This is a genomic window from Enterobacteriaceae bacterium Kacie_13 (genome assembly GCA_013457415.1).
Taxonomy (GTDB): Bacteria; Pseudomonadota; Gammaproteobacteria; order Enterobacterales; family Enterobacteriaceae; genus Rahnella.
Window position 1 is genome coordinate 192,361 of the sequence record CP045666.1, and the last position, 15,388, is coordinate 207,748.

The 15,388-nt window shown below is 54.7% G+C and carries 15 protein-coding genes; 7 read left to right on the top strand and 8 right to left on the bottom strand.

Annotation, left to right across the window (positions count from 1 at the left end; genetic code table 11):
• Positions 1-29 precede the first annotated feature (29 nt).
• On the bottom strand, positions 30-296 hold the full coding sequence (locus GE278_22255; GenBank protein QLK63516.1) for a DUF3811 domain-containing protein: 267 nt from the start codon (positions 294-296) through the stop codon (positions 30-32).
• Positions 297-685: 389 nt separating this feature from the next.
• On the opposite strand from GE278_22255, the gene GE278_22260 reads away from it, so the two are divergent.
• The 4 genes from GE278_22260 (at position 686) to msrA (ending at position 5,685) form a co-directional block, all read left to right on the top strand.
• Positions 686-2,065, top strand: coding sequence for an MFS transporter (locus tag GE278_22260; protein QLK63517.1), 1,380 nt, complete (start codon positions 686-688; stop codon positions 2,063-2,065).
• On the top strand, positions 2,062-4,104 hold the full coding sequence (locus GE278_22265) for a family 31 glucosidase (GenBank protein QLK63518.1): 2,043 nt from the start codon (positions 2,062-2,064) through the stop codon (positions 4,102-4,104). Before GE278_22260 ends, GE278_22265 begins: the two co-directional genes overlap by 4 nt.
• A 331-nt stretch (positions 4,105-4,435) precedes the next feature.
• Entirely contained in the window at positions 4,436-4,942 is a 507-nt protein-coding gene (gene msrB, locus GE278_22270; GenBank protein ID QLK63519.1) for a peptide-methionine (R)-S-oxide reductase MsrB, read from the top strand.
• Between the two features lie 17 nt (positions 4,943-4,959).
• Entirely contained in the window at positions 4,960-5,685 is a 726-nt protein-coding gene (gene msrA / locus GE278_22275; GenBank protein ID QLK63520.1) for a peptide-methionine (S)-S-oxide reductase MsrA, read from the top strand.
• A gap of 43 nt (positions 5,686-5,728) precedes the next feature.
• On the opposite strand, the gene fucP is transcribed toward msrA, so the two are convergent.
• The 7 genes from fucP to GE278_22310 all read right to left on the bottom strand — a co-directional run bounded on the left by fucP (position 5,729) and on the right by GE278_22310 (position 12,000).
• Positions 5,729-6,958 carry an L-fucose:H+ symporter permease gene (gene fucP / locus GE278_22280; GenBank protein ID QLK63521.1) on the bottom strand — a complete coding sequence of 410 codons (1,230 nt, stop codon included), beginning with the start codon at positions 6,956-6,958 and terminating at the stop codon, positions 5,729-5,731.
• Positions 6,959-7,079: 121 nt separating this feature from the next.
• Positions 7,080-7,424, bottom strand: coding sequence for an L-rhamnose mutarotase (locus GE278_22285; protein QLK63522.1), 345 nt, complete (start codon positions 7,422-7,424; stop codon positions 7,080-7,082).
• Positions 7,421-8,197 carry an SDR family oxidoreductase gene (locus GE278_22290; GenBank protein QLK63523.1) on the bottom strand — a complete coding sequence of 259 codons (777 nt, stop codon included), beginning with the start codon at positions 8,195-8,197 and terminating at the stop codon, positions 7,421-7,423. The genes GE278_22285 and GE278_22290 overlap by 4 nt, the downstream gene beginning before the upstream one ends.
• Positions 8,175-9,032: an amidohydrolase family protein gene (locus GE278_22295; GenBank protein ID QLK63524.1), complete on the bottom strand. Its 858-nt coding sequence runs from the start codon at positions 9,030-9,032 to the stop codon at positions 8,175-8,177. Before GE278_22295 ends, GE278_22290 begins: the two co-directional genes overlap by 23 nt.
• A 34-nt stretch (positions 9,033-9,066) precedes the next feature.
• Entirely contained in the window at positions 9,067-10,344 is a 1,278-nt protein-coding gene (locus GE278_22300) for a fuconate dehydratase (GenBank protein QLK63525.1), read from the bottom strand.
• A 30-nt stretch (positions 10,345-10,374) separates the two neighbouring features.
• Positions 10,375-11,217 carry an ureidoglycolate lyase gene (locus GE278_22305; protein ID QLK63526.1) on the bottom strand — a complete coding sequence of 281 codons (843 nt, stop codon included), beginning with the start codon at positions 11,215-11,217 and terminating at the stop codon, positions 10,375-10,377.
• 42 nt (positions 11,218-11,259) lie between these two features.
• Positions 11,260-12,000, bottom strand: a complete 741-nt coding sequence (locus GE278_22310; protein ID QLK63527.1) for an SDR family oxidoreductase — start codon at positions 11,998-12,000, stop codon at positions 11,260-11,262.
• Between the two features lie 222 nt (positions 12,001-12,222).
• Between GE278_22310 and GE278_22315 the strand changes: the two genes are divergently transcribed.
• The 3 genes from GE278_22315 to GE278_22325 all read left to right on the top strand — a co-directional run bounded on the left by GE278_22315 (position 12,223) and on the right by GE278_22325 (position 15,383).
• Positions 12,223-12,984 carry an FCD domain-containing protein gene (locus GE278_22315; protein ID QLK63528.1) on the top strand — a complete coding sequence of 254 codons (762 nt, stop codon included), beginning with the start codon at positions 12,223-12,225 and terminating at the stop codon, positions 12,982-12,984.
• Positions 12,985-13,260: 276 nt separating this feature from the next.
• Positions 13,261-14,757, top strand: coding sequence for an MFS transporter (locus GE278_22320; GenBank protein QLK63529.1), 1,497 nt, complete (start codon positions 13,261-13,263; stop codon positions 14,755-14,757).
• Between the two features lie 47 nt (positions 14,758-14,804).
• Complete coding sequence (locus tag GE278_22325; GenBank protein ID QLK63738.1) at positions 14,805-15,383, top strand: TetR family transcriptional regulator; 579 nt, start codon at positions 14,805-14,807, stop codon at positions 15,381-15,383.
• Positions 15,384-15,388 lie beyond the last annotated feature (5 nt).

Below are 15,388 nucleotides of genomic sequence, written 5' to 3' on the forward strand. Positions count from 1 at the left end.
CGTAAAATACGCAGAGGATCAGTTAATACTTAACGGCGGCCACGCGGATGGGTGCGTGCAGTCCAGTCGTAGGTTGCAGAAGTACTAGGAACGGCCTTATTACGGCGTTTTTCCGCACGGGCTTTCGCAGCCACTTTTTCCTTTTCTTCCATCAGTTTGTCGATGTAATCATCTTTGATGCGGTTATTTTCAGAGTTGGTCAACTCACGGCCCTGTGCTTTACGAGCCCGATCAAGCTGGGTTTTCAGTTCCCGCTGTTCGCTTTCCGTCATATCTTGTTGTGTCAGTCTTTTCATTTGAAACGCATCCTGTGAGGAAAGTGGCAACCAGTGTAGTCGTTAATGGGGGGAATTACCCGCGAGAGTCGCTGAACCCGGTTTTTTTGTGCGGCAGACGCGGTAAAACGTATTTTTATCCAATGCCGGATCCCGCCCCGGAATACGGCCATGAAGCCATTTTGCTGCCACGGTTATCGGCATTACATTTTCCATGACATCTTCCGGAACATCCCGCAACAACCTGCAAGACGTGATCTTACAATGTTACCGGTATCACAGAAGCTAAATATCATAAGAAAATTATTATATCTCGTAATTGTAGCGGCCTTTTAACCTCTCTATAACAGATCCTCAGCCCATTGGACGGACTGACTTTTTTGTTTAACCGGAAAAAGGCAGATCGAGTTATGAGTGGAAAATTATCCGTCAAAGAAAAAGTGAGTTACGGTTTGGGCGATATGGCGAGCCATATTGGCCTGGATAACGTCATTATATTTTTAACCTTTTATTACACCGACGTTGTGGGATTACCGGCGGTATTCGTCGGGACAATGTTTTTGGTTGCGCGCGTCGCGGATGCCATTGTGGATCCGGCGATGGGTCTTATCGCCGATCGTACACAAACGCGTTTCGGTAAGTTCCGGCCCTATATTCTCTGGCTGGCGCTGCCCTTTGGGATCAGTTGCTTACTGGTTTACGCCGTACCCGAATCCCTCTCGCTGACCGGGAAAATGGTCTACGCCAGCGTGACCTATTGCGTGATGATGCTGATGTATACCGCCATCAATATTCCTTATTGCTCGATGGGCGCCATTATTACGCCGGATAATACCCAGCGCATTTCCCTGCAATCCTACCGCTTTTTCCTTGCTACGCTGGGCGGCGCAATGTCCACATTTTTAATGATGCCTTTGGCAGAAATGATGGGTGGAGGAAATAAGCTGGACGGCTATTTTGGCGCAATGGCAATAATGGCCTCAATCGCTGTAGTGATGTTTTTATTGTGTTTCCTCAATACAAAAGAACGTATTAGCGCGCCGCCCACGCATGAGAATTTCCTCTCGGATCTGCGGGATTTAGTGCGTAACGACCAGTGGCGCGTTGTCGCGGCGCTGATTTTCTTTAACATTTCTTTTGGCGTCGTTCGCCTCGGCGCGATGATGTATTACGTCACTTATTACCTCGGGCACGCCAGCTACTTTATGTGGTTGCTGGCGGCGCATATTGTCGGCAAAAGTCTCGGCAGCATGCTGGTCAAACCGCTGACCAGAAACCGCAGCAAACTCTCCGTATTCAGTCTGTGCGCACTGCTAACCGGTGCACTAAGCATTGCCATTTTCTTCCTTCCCGCCTGGATTTCACTGCTGGTCGGCATGACGCTGATGGTTTCCACCTTCTATCAGGTCACGACCACATTAATGTGGGTGATGATGTCCGACGTGGTCGATTACGGTGAATACAAACAGGGCAAACGCATGGACGGCACCGTGTTCTCCACGCTGCTTGCAATCCTCAAAATGGGAATGGCAGTCAGCGGTGCGGTGGTCGGCTGGACGCTTGGCCTGAGCGGCTATGTTGCGCATGCAACCCAGCAAAACCCGGCGGCGATGTTGTCAATTATCGCGCTGTTCTCGCTGGTGCCGGGGGTACTGTCGATGTTCAGTGCACTCTCGATGCGCTGGTACAAACTCAATGATGCCACCATGAAAGAGATTAACCAATCCAAAATCACCCCCGAGCGCGTGCCTGAACCTCAGGCCATCTTGCATACACAGGAGTCCGCATGAGCGAATTAATCGCCGAAAAAAACCGTATCCTTTGGCATTTCGATCAGCAAACGCTGGTGATTGAACCCTGGGGAGCCAACAGCCTTCGCGTGCGCGCCACCTGTCGCCCGGCGCTGAATGACACTCTTTGGGCGTTGTTGCCGCAGAGCGAACAGCCGCAGACCGACATCAGCCACGGCACGGAAACGCTGACTATCCGCAACGGCAATATTTCCGCGACGGTGAATATTAAAGGGCAGCTGGCCTTTTACAATCAGCACGGTGAGCTGATTCTTGAAGAGTATTGGCGACAGCGTTCGACCGTCGGAATTGGGGCGACGGAAAAGAGTCAGGACAAATACATCAGCGCGCTAAAAATGGATGCCCGCGAATTTAAGGCCATACCCGGCGGAAAGCATCAACTGACAGTGCGATTCGAATCGCGTCCAGACGAGAAAATCTACGGGATGGGGCAGTATCAGCAAAGCTGTCTGGATTTGAAAGGCTGCACGCTGGAACTGGCGCAGCGTAACTCGCAGGCAAGCGTGCCGTTTATGCTTTCGAGCCTTGGTTATGGCCTGCTGTGGAACAATCCGGCGATTGGCGAAGCAACGTTCGGCAAGAATATTACCCGCTGGGAAGCGCAGGTGACTGGACAGATGGATTACTGGATAACCGCCGGTGATACGCCTGCCGCGATCATGCATCAGTATGGCCGCACGACCGGTACCGCGCCGCTGATGCCGGAGTACGCCACCGGTTTCTGGCAGTGTAAGTTGCGTTACCGTACGCAGCAGGAAGTGCTGGAAGTCGCGCGTGAATATAAACGCCGCGCATTGCCGATTTCGGTGATAGTGATCGACTTCTTCCACTGGCCGAATCAGGGAACCTGGTGTTTTGATCCGGTGGACTGGCCGGATCCCAAAGCAATGGTCGCGGAGCTGAAATCCCTCGGTATCGAAACCATGGTCTCTGTCTGGCCAACGGTAGACAGCCGCACCGACAACTACAAAGAGATGAAATCCAAAGGCTATCTGGTGAATACGGATCGCGGCGTTTCGGTGAATCTGGATTTCCTCGGCAACTGTACGTTCTTCGATGCCACGCATCCTGAAGCCCGTAAGTTTGTCTGGGAAAAGGTTAAGCAAAATTATTACGATCTGGGCATTCGCACCTTCTGGCTGGATGAAGCCGAACCCGAATACCGCGCTTATGATTTTGACAATTATCGCTACCACCTCGGGCCGGTGCTGGAAGTGGGCAACGTCTACCCGCAGAAGTTTGCGCAGGGATTTTACGACGGGCTGCAACAGGCGGGCGAGACGGAAATCGTTAATCTGGTGCGTTGCGCGTGGGCGGGCAGCCAGCGGTATGGCGTACTGGCGTGGTCGGGTGATATTCATTCTTCCTTCCACGCGCTGCGTAACCAAATCGCCGCCGGTCTGAACATGGGTCTGGCCGGAATTCCTTGGTGGACGACCGACATCGGCGGCTTCCAGGGCGGCAACGTCAACGATCCGGCATTTCAGGAGCTGCTGATCCGCTGGTTCCAGTGGGGGGTTTTCTGTCCGGTCATGCGTCTGCACGGTTACCGCGAGCCGCAGATCCCGCCGTCAGAAGCGTGGCGCGACGGCATCGCCCAGTGCAACAGTGGCGCACCGAATGAAGTCTGGAGCTATGGCGAAGAAAATTATGAGCTGATGAAAAGTGGCCTTTTCCTGCGGGAAAAACTGCGTCCCTATATCAGTCGCGTAATGCAGGAAGCCCATGAGAAGGGTGATCCGGCCATGCGCACGATGTTCTATCAATATCCGGATCAGGCCGAAAGCTGGCAGGTGGAAGACCAGTACATGCTGGGCGCGGATATCCTGGTTGCGCCGGTGCTGTACGCGGGGCAACGGGAGCGCGTGGTGTGGCTTCCCGCCGGAGAAGTGTGGGTCGCGCTCAACGGTGAGCGTTATCCAGGGGGATCGAAGATAACCGTGGCCACTCCGCTGGAAGGTATTCCGGTATTTGTGAGGGAGGGCGCGCAGGTGCAGGGGGAGATTGTTCTGGACTAGCAGGTGCCATACATCCCGGATATGTTTCAGTATCTGCAGCTATTGTCGCAAAATCCCGCTTTTAAAGTCAAAATAACTCGATCCGCTCCCTCCCCTGCGAAGGGGAGGGGGCGGGTTGGGTATTGAATAAAATCAATGCGTTGAAGTGTGCTTAGACAAGGTGTTAGCCCTTAAAACCCCCTCCCGACCTCCCCCTTCGCAGGGGGAGGAGCAAAGCAAACCCGCTCAGTGATAACTGATTTATCACAAAATCGTTAACTCTCCGCGAGGATTCCGTAACACCCCCGCCTGTAATCTGTTCCCATCGATACCAACCGGAACGGTGGCAACTATGATTAACAGACGCAATTTCCTGCTCGGCAGCGGTGCCGTTTCCGCCGCCGCGGCTATGGGACTTTTTCCGGCTATTTTCGCCCGCAAGGCGGACGCGCAGGCAATCGCCGAGCACTTTGAAGTGACACTCACCGATGCTCAGTGGCATCAGCGCCTCAGTGATGCGCAATATTACATCTTGCGCGAAGCCGGAACCGAACGTCCTTATTCCAGTCCGTTAAACAAAGAACACCGTGACGGTAAATTCGCCTGTGCCGGTTGCAGCCTGCCGTTGTTTTCCTCTGCGACCAAATTCGACAGCCGCACAGGCTGGCCGAGCTTCTGGAAATCATTACCGAACGCCGCCGTGACGCGCCGGGACACGACACTCGGGATGGTTCGTGATGAAGTGCATTGCCGCCGCTGCGGCGGGCATCTCGGCCACGTTTTTGACGACGGCCCACAGCCGACCGGCCTGCGTTACTGCATGAACGGGCTGGCAATGACGTTTACTCCCAACACGTAATCATCTGCGAGACCATTATGAAAATGACCGATAAAAGAGTGAAGTCGTTACGTAATTACAGCCTGATCGCCGGTCTGGTGCTGGCATCCGCGTTCGTGTTCCAGAATAACGCGTGGTCATGGGGCGGCGCGGAACCGGCTATGGTGATCGCCGCGCCTGCAAAGGATGAGCCCGCAGGTACATCACACAGTGAAACCGCGCTGTTTGCGGGTGGGTGTTTCTGGGGGATCCAGGGAGTGTTCCAGCATGTGAAAGGCGTAACCAGTGCGGTATCCGGGTATACCGGCGGCGCGGCGGGGACGGCGAATTATGAGGAAGTCAGCACTGGCGAAACCGGTCACGCAGAGTCGGTGAAAGTGACGTTTGATCCCACTCAGGTAACCTACGGCGAGTTGCTGCACATCTTTTTCTCCGTCGGCCATAATCCGACGCAGCTAAACCGGCAAGGGCCGGACACCGGCAGCCAGTATCGATCGGCGGTTTTCCCGCAAAATGCCGCACAGGCTGACGTTGCCAAAGCATACATCGCGCAGCTCAACGCCAGTAAAAGCTACAGCAAACCCGTGGTGACGACGGTCGAAAACAATGGGCACTTTTATCTGGCCGAAGCCTACCATCAGAACTTTTTGAATGATAATCCCGACTATCCGTACATCGTGGTGAACGATTTGCCGAAGATTAAAGACTTACAGCACTACTTCCCGGCGAATTATCGCGAACAACCGGTGCTGGTGAAAGAGTAGGGAAAACCGGGAGCGGAAAGCTCCCGGCTGACAGTTTACTTCTTTACTTCGCCCGCTGACGTAATGCGTACGTTAAGACGACGGCGAAGCAGACCATCGGCAACGCATAGGACACCGCCGTGGTGTAGCGGTCGGCGATTGCGCCCATCAGGTACGGCATGATAGCACCACCGACTATCGCCATGATCATCACGGAGCTGGCGCGTTTGGTCTGTTTGCCCATGTTCTTGACGCCCATCGCAAAAATGGTCGGGAACATGATCGACATGAAGAAGAAAATCGCCACTAATGCAATGACCGAGACGTTATCAATTCCCGCAACCACCACCCCGCATAAGACGATATTAGTGATCGCATAAATCACCAGCAGCGTGGCCGGACGGACGAAGCCCATTAGCCAAGTGCTGAAAAAACGTCCGACCATGAAACTGATCATGCCGACGGAAAGCAGATAAGAAGCGTTCTGGTTCGACAGGGTATGCCAGTGCTCAGTGGTGTAGTTGATGAAGAATGCCCCGACGCCGACCTGCGCCGCGACATAGAAAAACTGCGCGATAACTCCGCCGGTGAAATGACCATGTTGCCACAAACCTTTTTCCAGCCCGTGGGCTTCGGACGTGCTCTGTTCGCGGATATCCGGCAGCTTTGTACGACCAAACACAAAGGCGATCAGCAGCACTAACACCGCGATGGCCACATACGTCATTTTCACCGACGAAAGGCCTTCTGCGGTGGTTCCCTGGGTGGCGCTAAAGAACAACGAGCCGCCGATCACCGGGCCAATAAACTGGCCTAATCCGTTGAAGGACTGGGAAAGATTCAGGCGGCGTTCAGCACCGGCAGGGTCACCGAGTACGGTGGCAAAGGGGTTAGCGGCAGTTTCGAGACACCCCAGCCCCAGCGCTATTACAAACAGCGCGAGCAGAAACATGCCAAAGCTGCCTGCGCTGGCGGCCGGAACGAATAACAAGGCACCCAGCGCATACAGGCATAATCCCACCAGGATCCCAGCCTTGTAGCCGAACCTGTCCATAAAGAAACCGGCAGGCAGAGCGATGATAAAATAGGCGCCGAAGTACGCCGCCTGAAGTAAGCCCGATTGGGCTTTATTGACGTGTAACACTTCCTGAAAATGTTTATTAAGTACATCCAGCAGCCCGTAGGATAAGCCCCACAGGAAAAACAGCGTAGTGACCAGAATAAACGCGAGCCGGAAACCGGACGTTGTTTTGCGCTCCGCATAAGCAGGTGAAGCGGTTTTGTCAGCGAGCATAGTGTATTCCTCAGTATCTGGTGAAGCATGTAGGGGGTCAGCTCAGGTGGCTGATTTTTTTATGTCAGATAGCATGAAAAAACGTGTTCGGGGGGCCTCCCCGGCGAAGGGGAGGTGAAAACTATGGCTGATCCGTCAGGGAGAAAATCCTCTTCATTTCTACCCATTTCTCACCGGCAGGTGTCCATGGCGTGGGGCGCTGATATTTCCACATCAGTGCTTCCCATTCACAGACTTTAGGGTCTTCCAGACTGCGGCGTTCAAACAGGTCGGTGTCGAAGTCTTCCGTGGTTTCCATCACCATCATCAGCCGGTTTCCCAGCCGGTAAATCTCCATTGTTGTGACTCCGTAACGGTGCAGGTGAGCAGAAATCTCCGGCCAGATTTGCTGGTGATAACGCTGATATTCTTCGATAAGAACCGGATCGTCGGCCAAATCCAGTGCCTGTACGTAACGGCGGGTCATGTTAACGCCCGGTCAAGATGCATATAGCCACCATCCACGGTCAGCCACTGGCCGGTGGTGTGGGAAGTGCGTGAAGAAAGCAGAAATACCACGGTATCGGCGATTTCTTGCGGCGTGGTCATGCGTTGCCCCAGTGGGATATGTGAGGTTATCTGGTGCATTTTTTCTTCAGGATTGTCGAAGCCTTTGATCCAGCGCTCATACAGCGGCGTCATCACTTCCGCCGGTATAACCGCGTTGACCCGAATTCCATCCTTAAGCAGCGCCGCTGCCCATTCGCGGGTCAGCGCCAGAACACCCCCTTTGGCCGAGGCGTAACCGCTGGTGTTTCCCTGGCCGGTCAGCGCAGTTTTAGAGCTGATATTGACGATGGCGCCCCGGCTGGCGCGCAGGGCATCGAGGCTCAGATGTGCCATCAGATAGTAATGAATGAGGTTCTGCTCCAGTGAGCGGACAAAAGCTTCGCGTCCGGCGTCCAGCCCGACGCTGTCATTGGCACCGGCGTTATTCACCAGCCCGTCGATGCGGCCGTAGCGTGCCATCACGTCGTTCACCGCCGCCGCGCAGCTGGCTTCCTCGCGTAACTCGGTGAGGATAAAACCGGCCTGTGGAACCCGCTGTTGCAGCTGATGCATCAGTTCATTCGCCGGTTCGGTGTTGCTGATAATGACCGGGATTGCGCCTTCTTCGGCCAGCGTCAGTGAAATGGCTGCGCCAATGCCTGAGCCGCCCCCGGTGACGATCACCACTTTATTTTGCAAATGCAGATTCATTGCTCGTTTCCTGTAATCGGTAAACTGCGCAGGCATTGCCGCCAAAAATGGCTGCCTGCTCGTCAGAACTGAGCGTCGCGATGGCCTGCTCGCAGAGTGACCATGGATCTCTGTTACTCTCCGCCAGCAGACACACTGGCCAGTCGGAGCCAAACAACAGCCGTTCAGTGCCAAAAATCTTCAGCGCGACGTCGAAATAGGGCAACAGATCATTGAGCGTGACGCCTGCCGGACGCGGTTCCGTCAGCAAACCTGAGAGTTTGCAACTGACGTGCGGCTGGGCGGCCAGAGGCGCAATCTGTTTCGCCCAATGCGCCGCGCCAAGGCTCAGGTCCGGTTTGCCAAAATGATCCAGCACCAGAAAATAGTTATCGTGGCGTTCGGCGAATTTGACCGCTTCGGCCAGATGTTGGTGCGTCACCAGAATTTCGTACACATAGCCACGCTGCTGTAACTGCCTGATATTCTTGTTAATGACGGTGTCACTCAGCCACTGCGCGGGCGAAATTTCATCCTGAACCTGATGCCGGAAGCCGCGCAGCAGGGGATGTGAAAGCGTCTCCAGCTGCTGTTCAAGCTGAGGAGACAGAAGATCTATCCAGCCGGTAACGGCGCGCACAAAGTCAGTTTTTTCCGCTATTTCCAGCAGCCACTGTGTTTCACGGCTGTCTGAACATGCCTGAACCACGATTGTGCCCTGCGTGTCGTGACGGTGTAACGTATTCCGCAATGTTTCTGGCAAAAAATCCTGCTTCAACACCGCCATTTTGTCGCTTATCCAACGGTAGTCTTGCGGCGTGTAGCGCCAGAAATGCTGATGGCTGTCGATTCGCATCCTTCAGGTTCTCCGCGTGTTTTCATTCACAGGCTCAGGCGTGATGACGGTATTTGTCGATTGAAGCCTGATGCATTTCGATCGAGAAACCCGGCTCCCTGGGAGGCATATAGGCTGCGCCGCGGATGTCACACGGATGGAGAAAATGCTCGTGAAGGTGGTCGACATATTCAATCACCCGGCCTTCATGGGTTCCGGCGATGCACAGATAATCAATCATCGACAGATGCTGCACGTATTCGCACAGCCCGACGCCGCCCGCATGCGGGCACACCGGCAGGTTGTATTTGGCGGCCATCAACATCACTGCCAGGACTTCGTTCACGCCGCCCATACGGCAGGCATCAATTTGCACCACGTCGATAGCCTCACGCATGATGAACTGTTTGAACATGATACGGTTCTGGCACATCTCGCCGGTCGCCACTTTTACCGGTGCGACGCCCTGGCGGATTTTGCGATGGCCTTCGATGTCATCCGGGCTGGTCGGTTCTTCGATAAACCACGGTTTGGCAAAGGCGAGGGCGTTCACCCACGGGATGGCCTCGTCGGTTTCCCACACCTGATTGGCGTCAATCATCAGCTTGCGGTCGGGGCCAATCACTTCACGGGCGATGCGCACGCGGCGGATATCGTCTTGCAGATCGCGGCCGACTTTGAGCTTGAGATAGTCAAAACCGGCGTCTACCGCTTCCTGACACAGACGCCGTAATTTGTCGTCCGGATACCCCAGCCAGCCCGCCGACGTGGTGTAACAGGGGTAACCCTCTGCCAGCAGCTTTTCCAGTCTTTGTGGTTTATTGTCCGCCCGTTGTTGCAGTAGCGTCAGCGCTTCCTGCGGCGTAATGCAGTCAGTGATGTAACGAAAATCGATGCAACGTACCAGCTCTTCCGGCGACATATCCGCTAATAACTGCCACAGCGGTTTTCCGGCAGCTTTACTCCATAAGTCCCACACTGCATTGACGACCGCGCCCGTCGCCAGATGGATGGCACCTTTATCCGGGCCAATCCAGCGCAGCTGGCTGTCACTGGTAAATTCACGCCAGAACTTACCCATATCGGCGGTAATGCCTGCCAGTTCGCGACCGACAACCAGATGTTTCAGCGCATTAATCGCCGCACAGCAGATTTCATTACCGCGCCCGATGGTGAACGTCAGCCCGTGACCGCTCAGGTCAGGATTGTCCGTCTCTAAAATCACATAAGCAGCGGAATAATCGGGGTCGGGATTCATCGCATCCGAACCATCCAGCGAGAGTGACGTGGGGAAGCGCACATCTTCAACCCGTAAAGCCGTAATCTTTGTCATTTCATTTTCCATCAGCAGAAATTAGAGGGACTACGCTTGTACCGTCTTCTGGCGCTGTTCGCCCAGACCTTCGATACCCAAACGCATAACCTGACCGGCTTTTAGATACAGCGGCGGTTTTTGCCCTAACCCGACGCCCGGCGGGGTACCGGTAGAAATAATGTCCCCGGCTTGCAGGCTCATAAAGCGGCTGAGATAGCTGATGATTTCGGGGATCTTAAAAATCATGGTGCGGGTATTGCCGTTCTGGAACCGTTTGCCGTCAATCTCCAGCCATAAGTTCAGCTGATGTGGATCGGGGATTTCATCCGCTGTGACCAGCCACGGGCCGGTCGGGCCGAACGTATCGCAGCCTTTGCCCTTGTCCCAGGTGCCGCCGCGTTCAATCTGGAACTCACGTTCCGAAACGTCGTTGATCACGCAATAGCCCGCAACGTGCGACATCGCGTCTGTTTCGCTGATATAGCGCCCGCCGGTGCCGATCACCACGCCGAGCTCCACTTCCCAGTCGGTTTTGACTGAATCACGCGGGATTTCCACATCGTCATTCGGCCCGACAATCGCGCTGGTCCATTTACTGAAAATAACCGGTTCTTGCGGAATTTCTGCGCCGGTTTCTGCCGCATGATCGGCGTAATTCAGGCCGATACAGATAAACTTGCCGACCTGAGCAACGCAGGCGCCGAGGCGCGGCTCACCGCTGACCAGCGGCAGGCCCTCCGGATCCAGACGGCGCAGTTTATCCAGTGTTTCCGGGTGCAGAAATTCGCCGCGCACATCGGCAATGTGCGCAGAGAGATCGCGCAATTTACCTTTGCTGTCCAGCAAACCGGGGCGTTCTGAACCTGCATTGCCGTAACGTAATAATTTCATTCACTTCTCCCTCTTTAATTTTTTAAATTTGACGGTCAGGACTTAGTTACTCCAGCCGCCATCAATAATTTGTATCGTGCCGGTGGTATAGGAGCTGGCATCGGAAGCCAGATACAGCGCCAGTTGGGCAATTTCTTCCGTTTTTCCGATACGCCCGATAGGCTGGCGTGAGACAAACGCCTGATAAACCTCAGTTTCGCTGCGGCCCTCCGCCTGGGCCTGTGCGGCTATGCGCTGGCGCAGAGAAGGGGATTCCACCGTGCCCGGACAGATGGCATTGCAGCGGATACCCCGGGTGACATAATCGGCGGCGACTGAGCGGGTCAGCCCAATGACGGCAGCTTTTGACGCGCTGTAGGCAAAACGGTTAGGTACGCCTTTGATGCTTGATGCCACCGACGACATATTGATGATTGAACCCCTGCTGCGTTCGAGCATTGCGGGCAGAAAAGCGCGGATCATGTGAAACATCGCCGTTACGTTGAGGTCGAGGGCAAACTGCCATTCACGTTCGCTACACGTCAGAATATCGCCGCTGTGTACCACGCCCGCGCAGTTGAACAGCACATCGACCGGGCCGATCTCTTCTGCGGCAGCGGCGATGGCCTGCGGATCGGTCACATCCAGAATACGAGGACAAATGCCCTGGATATCATGCAGCGCATCGATATTGATGTCGGTAGCAATGACCTCTGCGCCCTGACTGGCGAACAGCGTGGCGGTGTTAAATCCGATGCCTTGTCCGGCGGCGGTGATCAGAACTTTTTTCCCTGCCAGGTTCATAGCAACTCCTGAGAAAATTATGGTTATAGGTCTAATGGTCAGGCCATTGGGGGTGAAAAAAACGCGTTATATGAGGTGCTTTTTGCTAAGATATTCGGCAAGCTCCACCTAAAAACACGATTTTGGTTAACCAGTTTTTTACATGCATAAAACAATTCAGCAAGGTTTTTGTCCAAAAATTGCTAGCTGAATCACTTAATGAGAATTGACCTCAGGTGTCCGATGCCGATAAAAAAATTAGAAAATCCCAGGATATACAGGCAGATAGCTGACCAGCTAAAAACGTTAATTGAGAGTAAGGAATTTCCGCCCGGCAGCCGCCTTCCCGCAGAGCGAGAGTTGGCCAGTCAGTTACAGGTAAGCCGGGCGTCGGTGCGTGAGGCGTTGATTGCGCTGGAAGTGATCGGCCTGGTGGATGTCCGCGTCGGCAACGGTGTGATTGTCTGTCATCCGCCTGCCATGGCGACGGTGCCGTCAAAGGAGCCGGTGATGTCTCAGGCGGGGCGCAATCAGTGGGCAGATGTGGATGATGAGCTGAATATCGAACTGGATTTTACCGCCGAGTTACCGCCATTTTCGCTGCTACAAACGCGGCGACTGATCGAACCTGAAACCGCTGCGCTGGCAGCACGACATGCAACAGATGAGGAACTTGCGGCGATCAGACTGGCATATGAGCAGAACTGTCGCGATAACCGCCAGGGGTCTGCAACGCATCCTGGTGACCGTTTATTTCATATTCGCATTGCGCAAGCCAGCGGTAACCCTGCTTACGCATTTATCATCGCTCACCTGCTCGGCCACCGTTACGGCACGATGTTTCGCAGCCTGCAAATGCATTACACACCGCAGGACATGCCGCATCGTTCCGAGATTGAACATCTTGAAATCCTGACCGCGCTGGAAGCGCGTGATGGCCGCGCGGCTAAAAAAGCCATGAAGAATCATTTAGATGCGGTGATCAAGATTTTTGGGCAAGGGTAGAATGGGTGGTTGCCACCGGTGATGGCTTTTAAAGATGCCTGAGAAGGCATCGGTTTTTAATTGCAGTGATCGCTTAACTTGCAGAGCCGAAACCGACCAGAGGGAAAAGTTTTTCCCCTCTGGATTCCCTTCGCTTTTTCATATCTGTAAAACACTGTTATCCCGCCTCACGGGTTAAATCATTCATCAACCAATCGGCAGACTCACCTTGCTTTTGAGCGACCGCTCAAGTACCTTTCGCGCTTGAGCAAGTGCTCAAAAACCTCTGAGGCTTTTATGTTTTTCAATAATCGCTGGCTGACACTGGCTGTTGTCACCAGTACGCTTTTCCTGATCGTCATCGATATGACGGTGTTATACACAGCATTGCCGCGCCTTACGCTGGCTTTGGGTGCATCGTCTTCTGAAAAATTATGGATAGTGAATGCCTATCCGCTGGTCGTCGCGGGCCTGCTGCCCGGCGCGGGTATGCTGAGCGACCGTCTCGGCCACAAAAAACTGTTTATGTGCGGGCTGCCGGTGTTTGCGCTGGCCTCCCTGTGCGCGGCGTTCTCACCTTCCGCCGATATGCTGATCGCTTCACGCGTATTCCTCGCGGTTGGTGCGGCGATGATGATGCCCGCGACGCTGGCAATTGTGCGTCAGGTGTTTTCCAATGAACGCGAAAGGGCGCTGGCCATCGGCATCTGGGCAGCAGTCGCCTCAGGTGCCGCGGCGCTCGGGCCGGTAGTCGGCGGTATTCTGCTGGAATATTTCTGGTGGGGATCGGTGTTCCTGATTAACGTGCCGGTGGTGCTGGTCGTCTTCCCGCTGGCGCTGTTGCTGATCCCTCGCGGCGAGGGTAACAAACAGCGTCCGTGTGATTTCGTCGGATCGGCGATGGTCATGGCCGGACTGGTCGGCGTGATTTATGCGCTGAAAGAGCTGAGCCAGATTAATTCGTCATGGACAGTTATCTTCAGCGCTGCCGTTGCGGGCATATTCTTCCTCTGGTTGTTCGCCCGTCGTCAGGCGCGCTCTGAGCAACCGATGATCGATTTCTCGCTGTTTCGCAACCGCGCGTTTGCCTGCGGCGTCGGTGTGGCGATCACCTCAATGATCGCAATGGTCGGTATTGAACTGGTTCTGACGCAGCGGTTGCAACTGGTGCTCGGATTACAGCCGATCATGGCGGCGATGTTTATTCTGCCGATCCCGGTAGCCTCCGCGCTGGCTTCGCCGCTGGCAGGTATGTTGCTGCCGCGCTACGGTGCCCGCGCCATGATGGTGGGCGGATTTGCTCTCGCGGCGCTGGGGATTGTGAGTTATGCGCTGTGGCACCAGACCGGCACGGCGATGCAACTTATCAGCCTCGCGGTGTTAGGTTTCGGCCTCGGGGGAGCGATCACTGCGGCCTCGACGTCGATTATGCTTAACGCACCGGAAGAAAAAGCGGGCATGGTTGCGGCTATCGAAGACGTCTCGTGGGAGATGGGCGGGGTACTGGGCGTAACCTTACTGGGTGGCCTGATGACCGCGGTCTACAGCCGCAGCCTGTCACTGCCGACGGAATTAGTCACCGGCGATGGCGCGTATGACAGTCTCGACGAAGCGCTGCGCATTGCGGCCAGTCTCAGCCCTGAACATGCCTCGCTTATTACCAATTTGGCGCGGACAGCGTTCGATCAGGCCTTTATGGCGGTGCTGATTTGCGCGGCGGTGCTGGTGACCGTAAGTGTCGTGGTGTTGAAAATGGTATTACGTAAGTCCTTGGGCGCGCGCCAATCTTCCTGATAAAATGCTGGCCAGAGCGGTTGCTCAAGGCCAGCACAGGAAAAATGATGAAAGAAAACCCGGACTCGCTGAGAGCCAAAATTCTCGACGGCGCAATCAGCCTCTTTATCGAAAAGGGGATTGAGAAAGTTACCACGCGGGAACTGACAGAACACGTCGGCATTTCCCGCAGCCACATTTATCACTATTTCCGCGACTGGCAGACCTTATGCATCGAGGCGTTATCCGTGGTGATGCTGGCGGAGCTGAAAGAGTTCACCGAAGAGATCGCCTTGCTGCATCCACAGGAAAAACTTCATACGCTGGTGCGCAATTACTTGCCGGACACGCAGGGCGATATATGGCAGCTCTACGGATCGCTATGGCAGCTTGCCGCGCACAATGAGGCTTATGCCGAGCTGGCGCAACTGATGGTTAAGAAGTGGCTGGAGCTACTGGCAGAAATTATCAGTGCGGGCATTCACACCGGCGTTTTCCGCTCCACCAACGCCGGACGCGTTACCCGCCAGCTCTCCGCCATCATGAATGGTTACTCCGATCAACTGATCGTCATGCCTTCCGCCGAAGCCCGTCAGGAAGCCATGGACGATATCCTGGATTTTGTGGGGCTGGTGCTGGAGAAGTAAAAAAG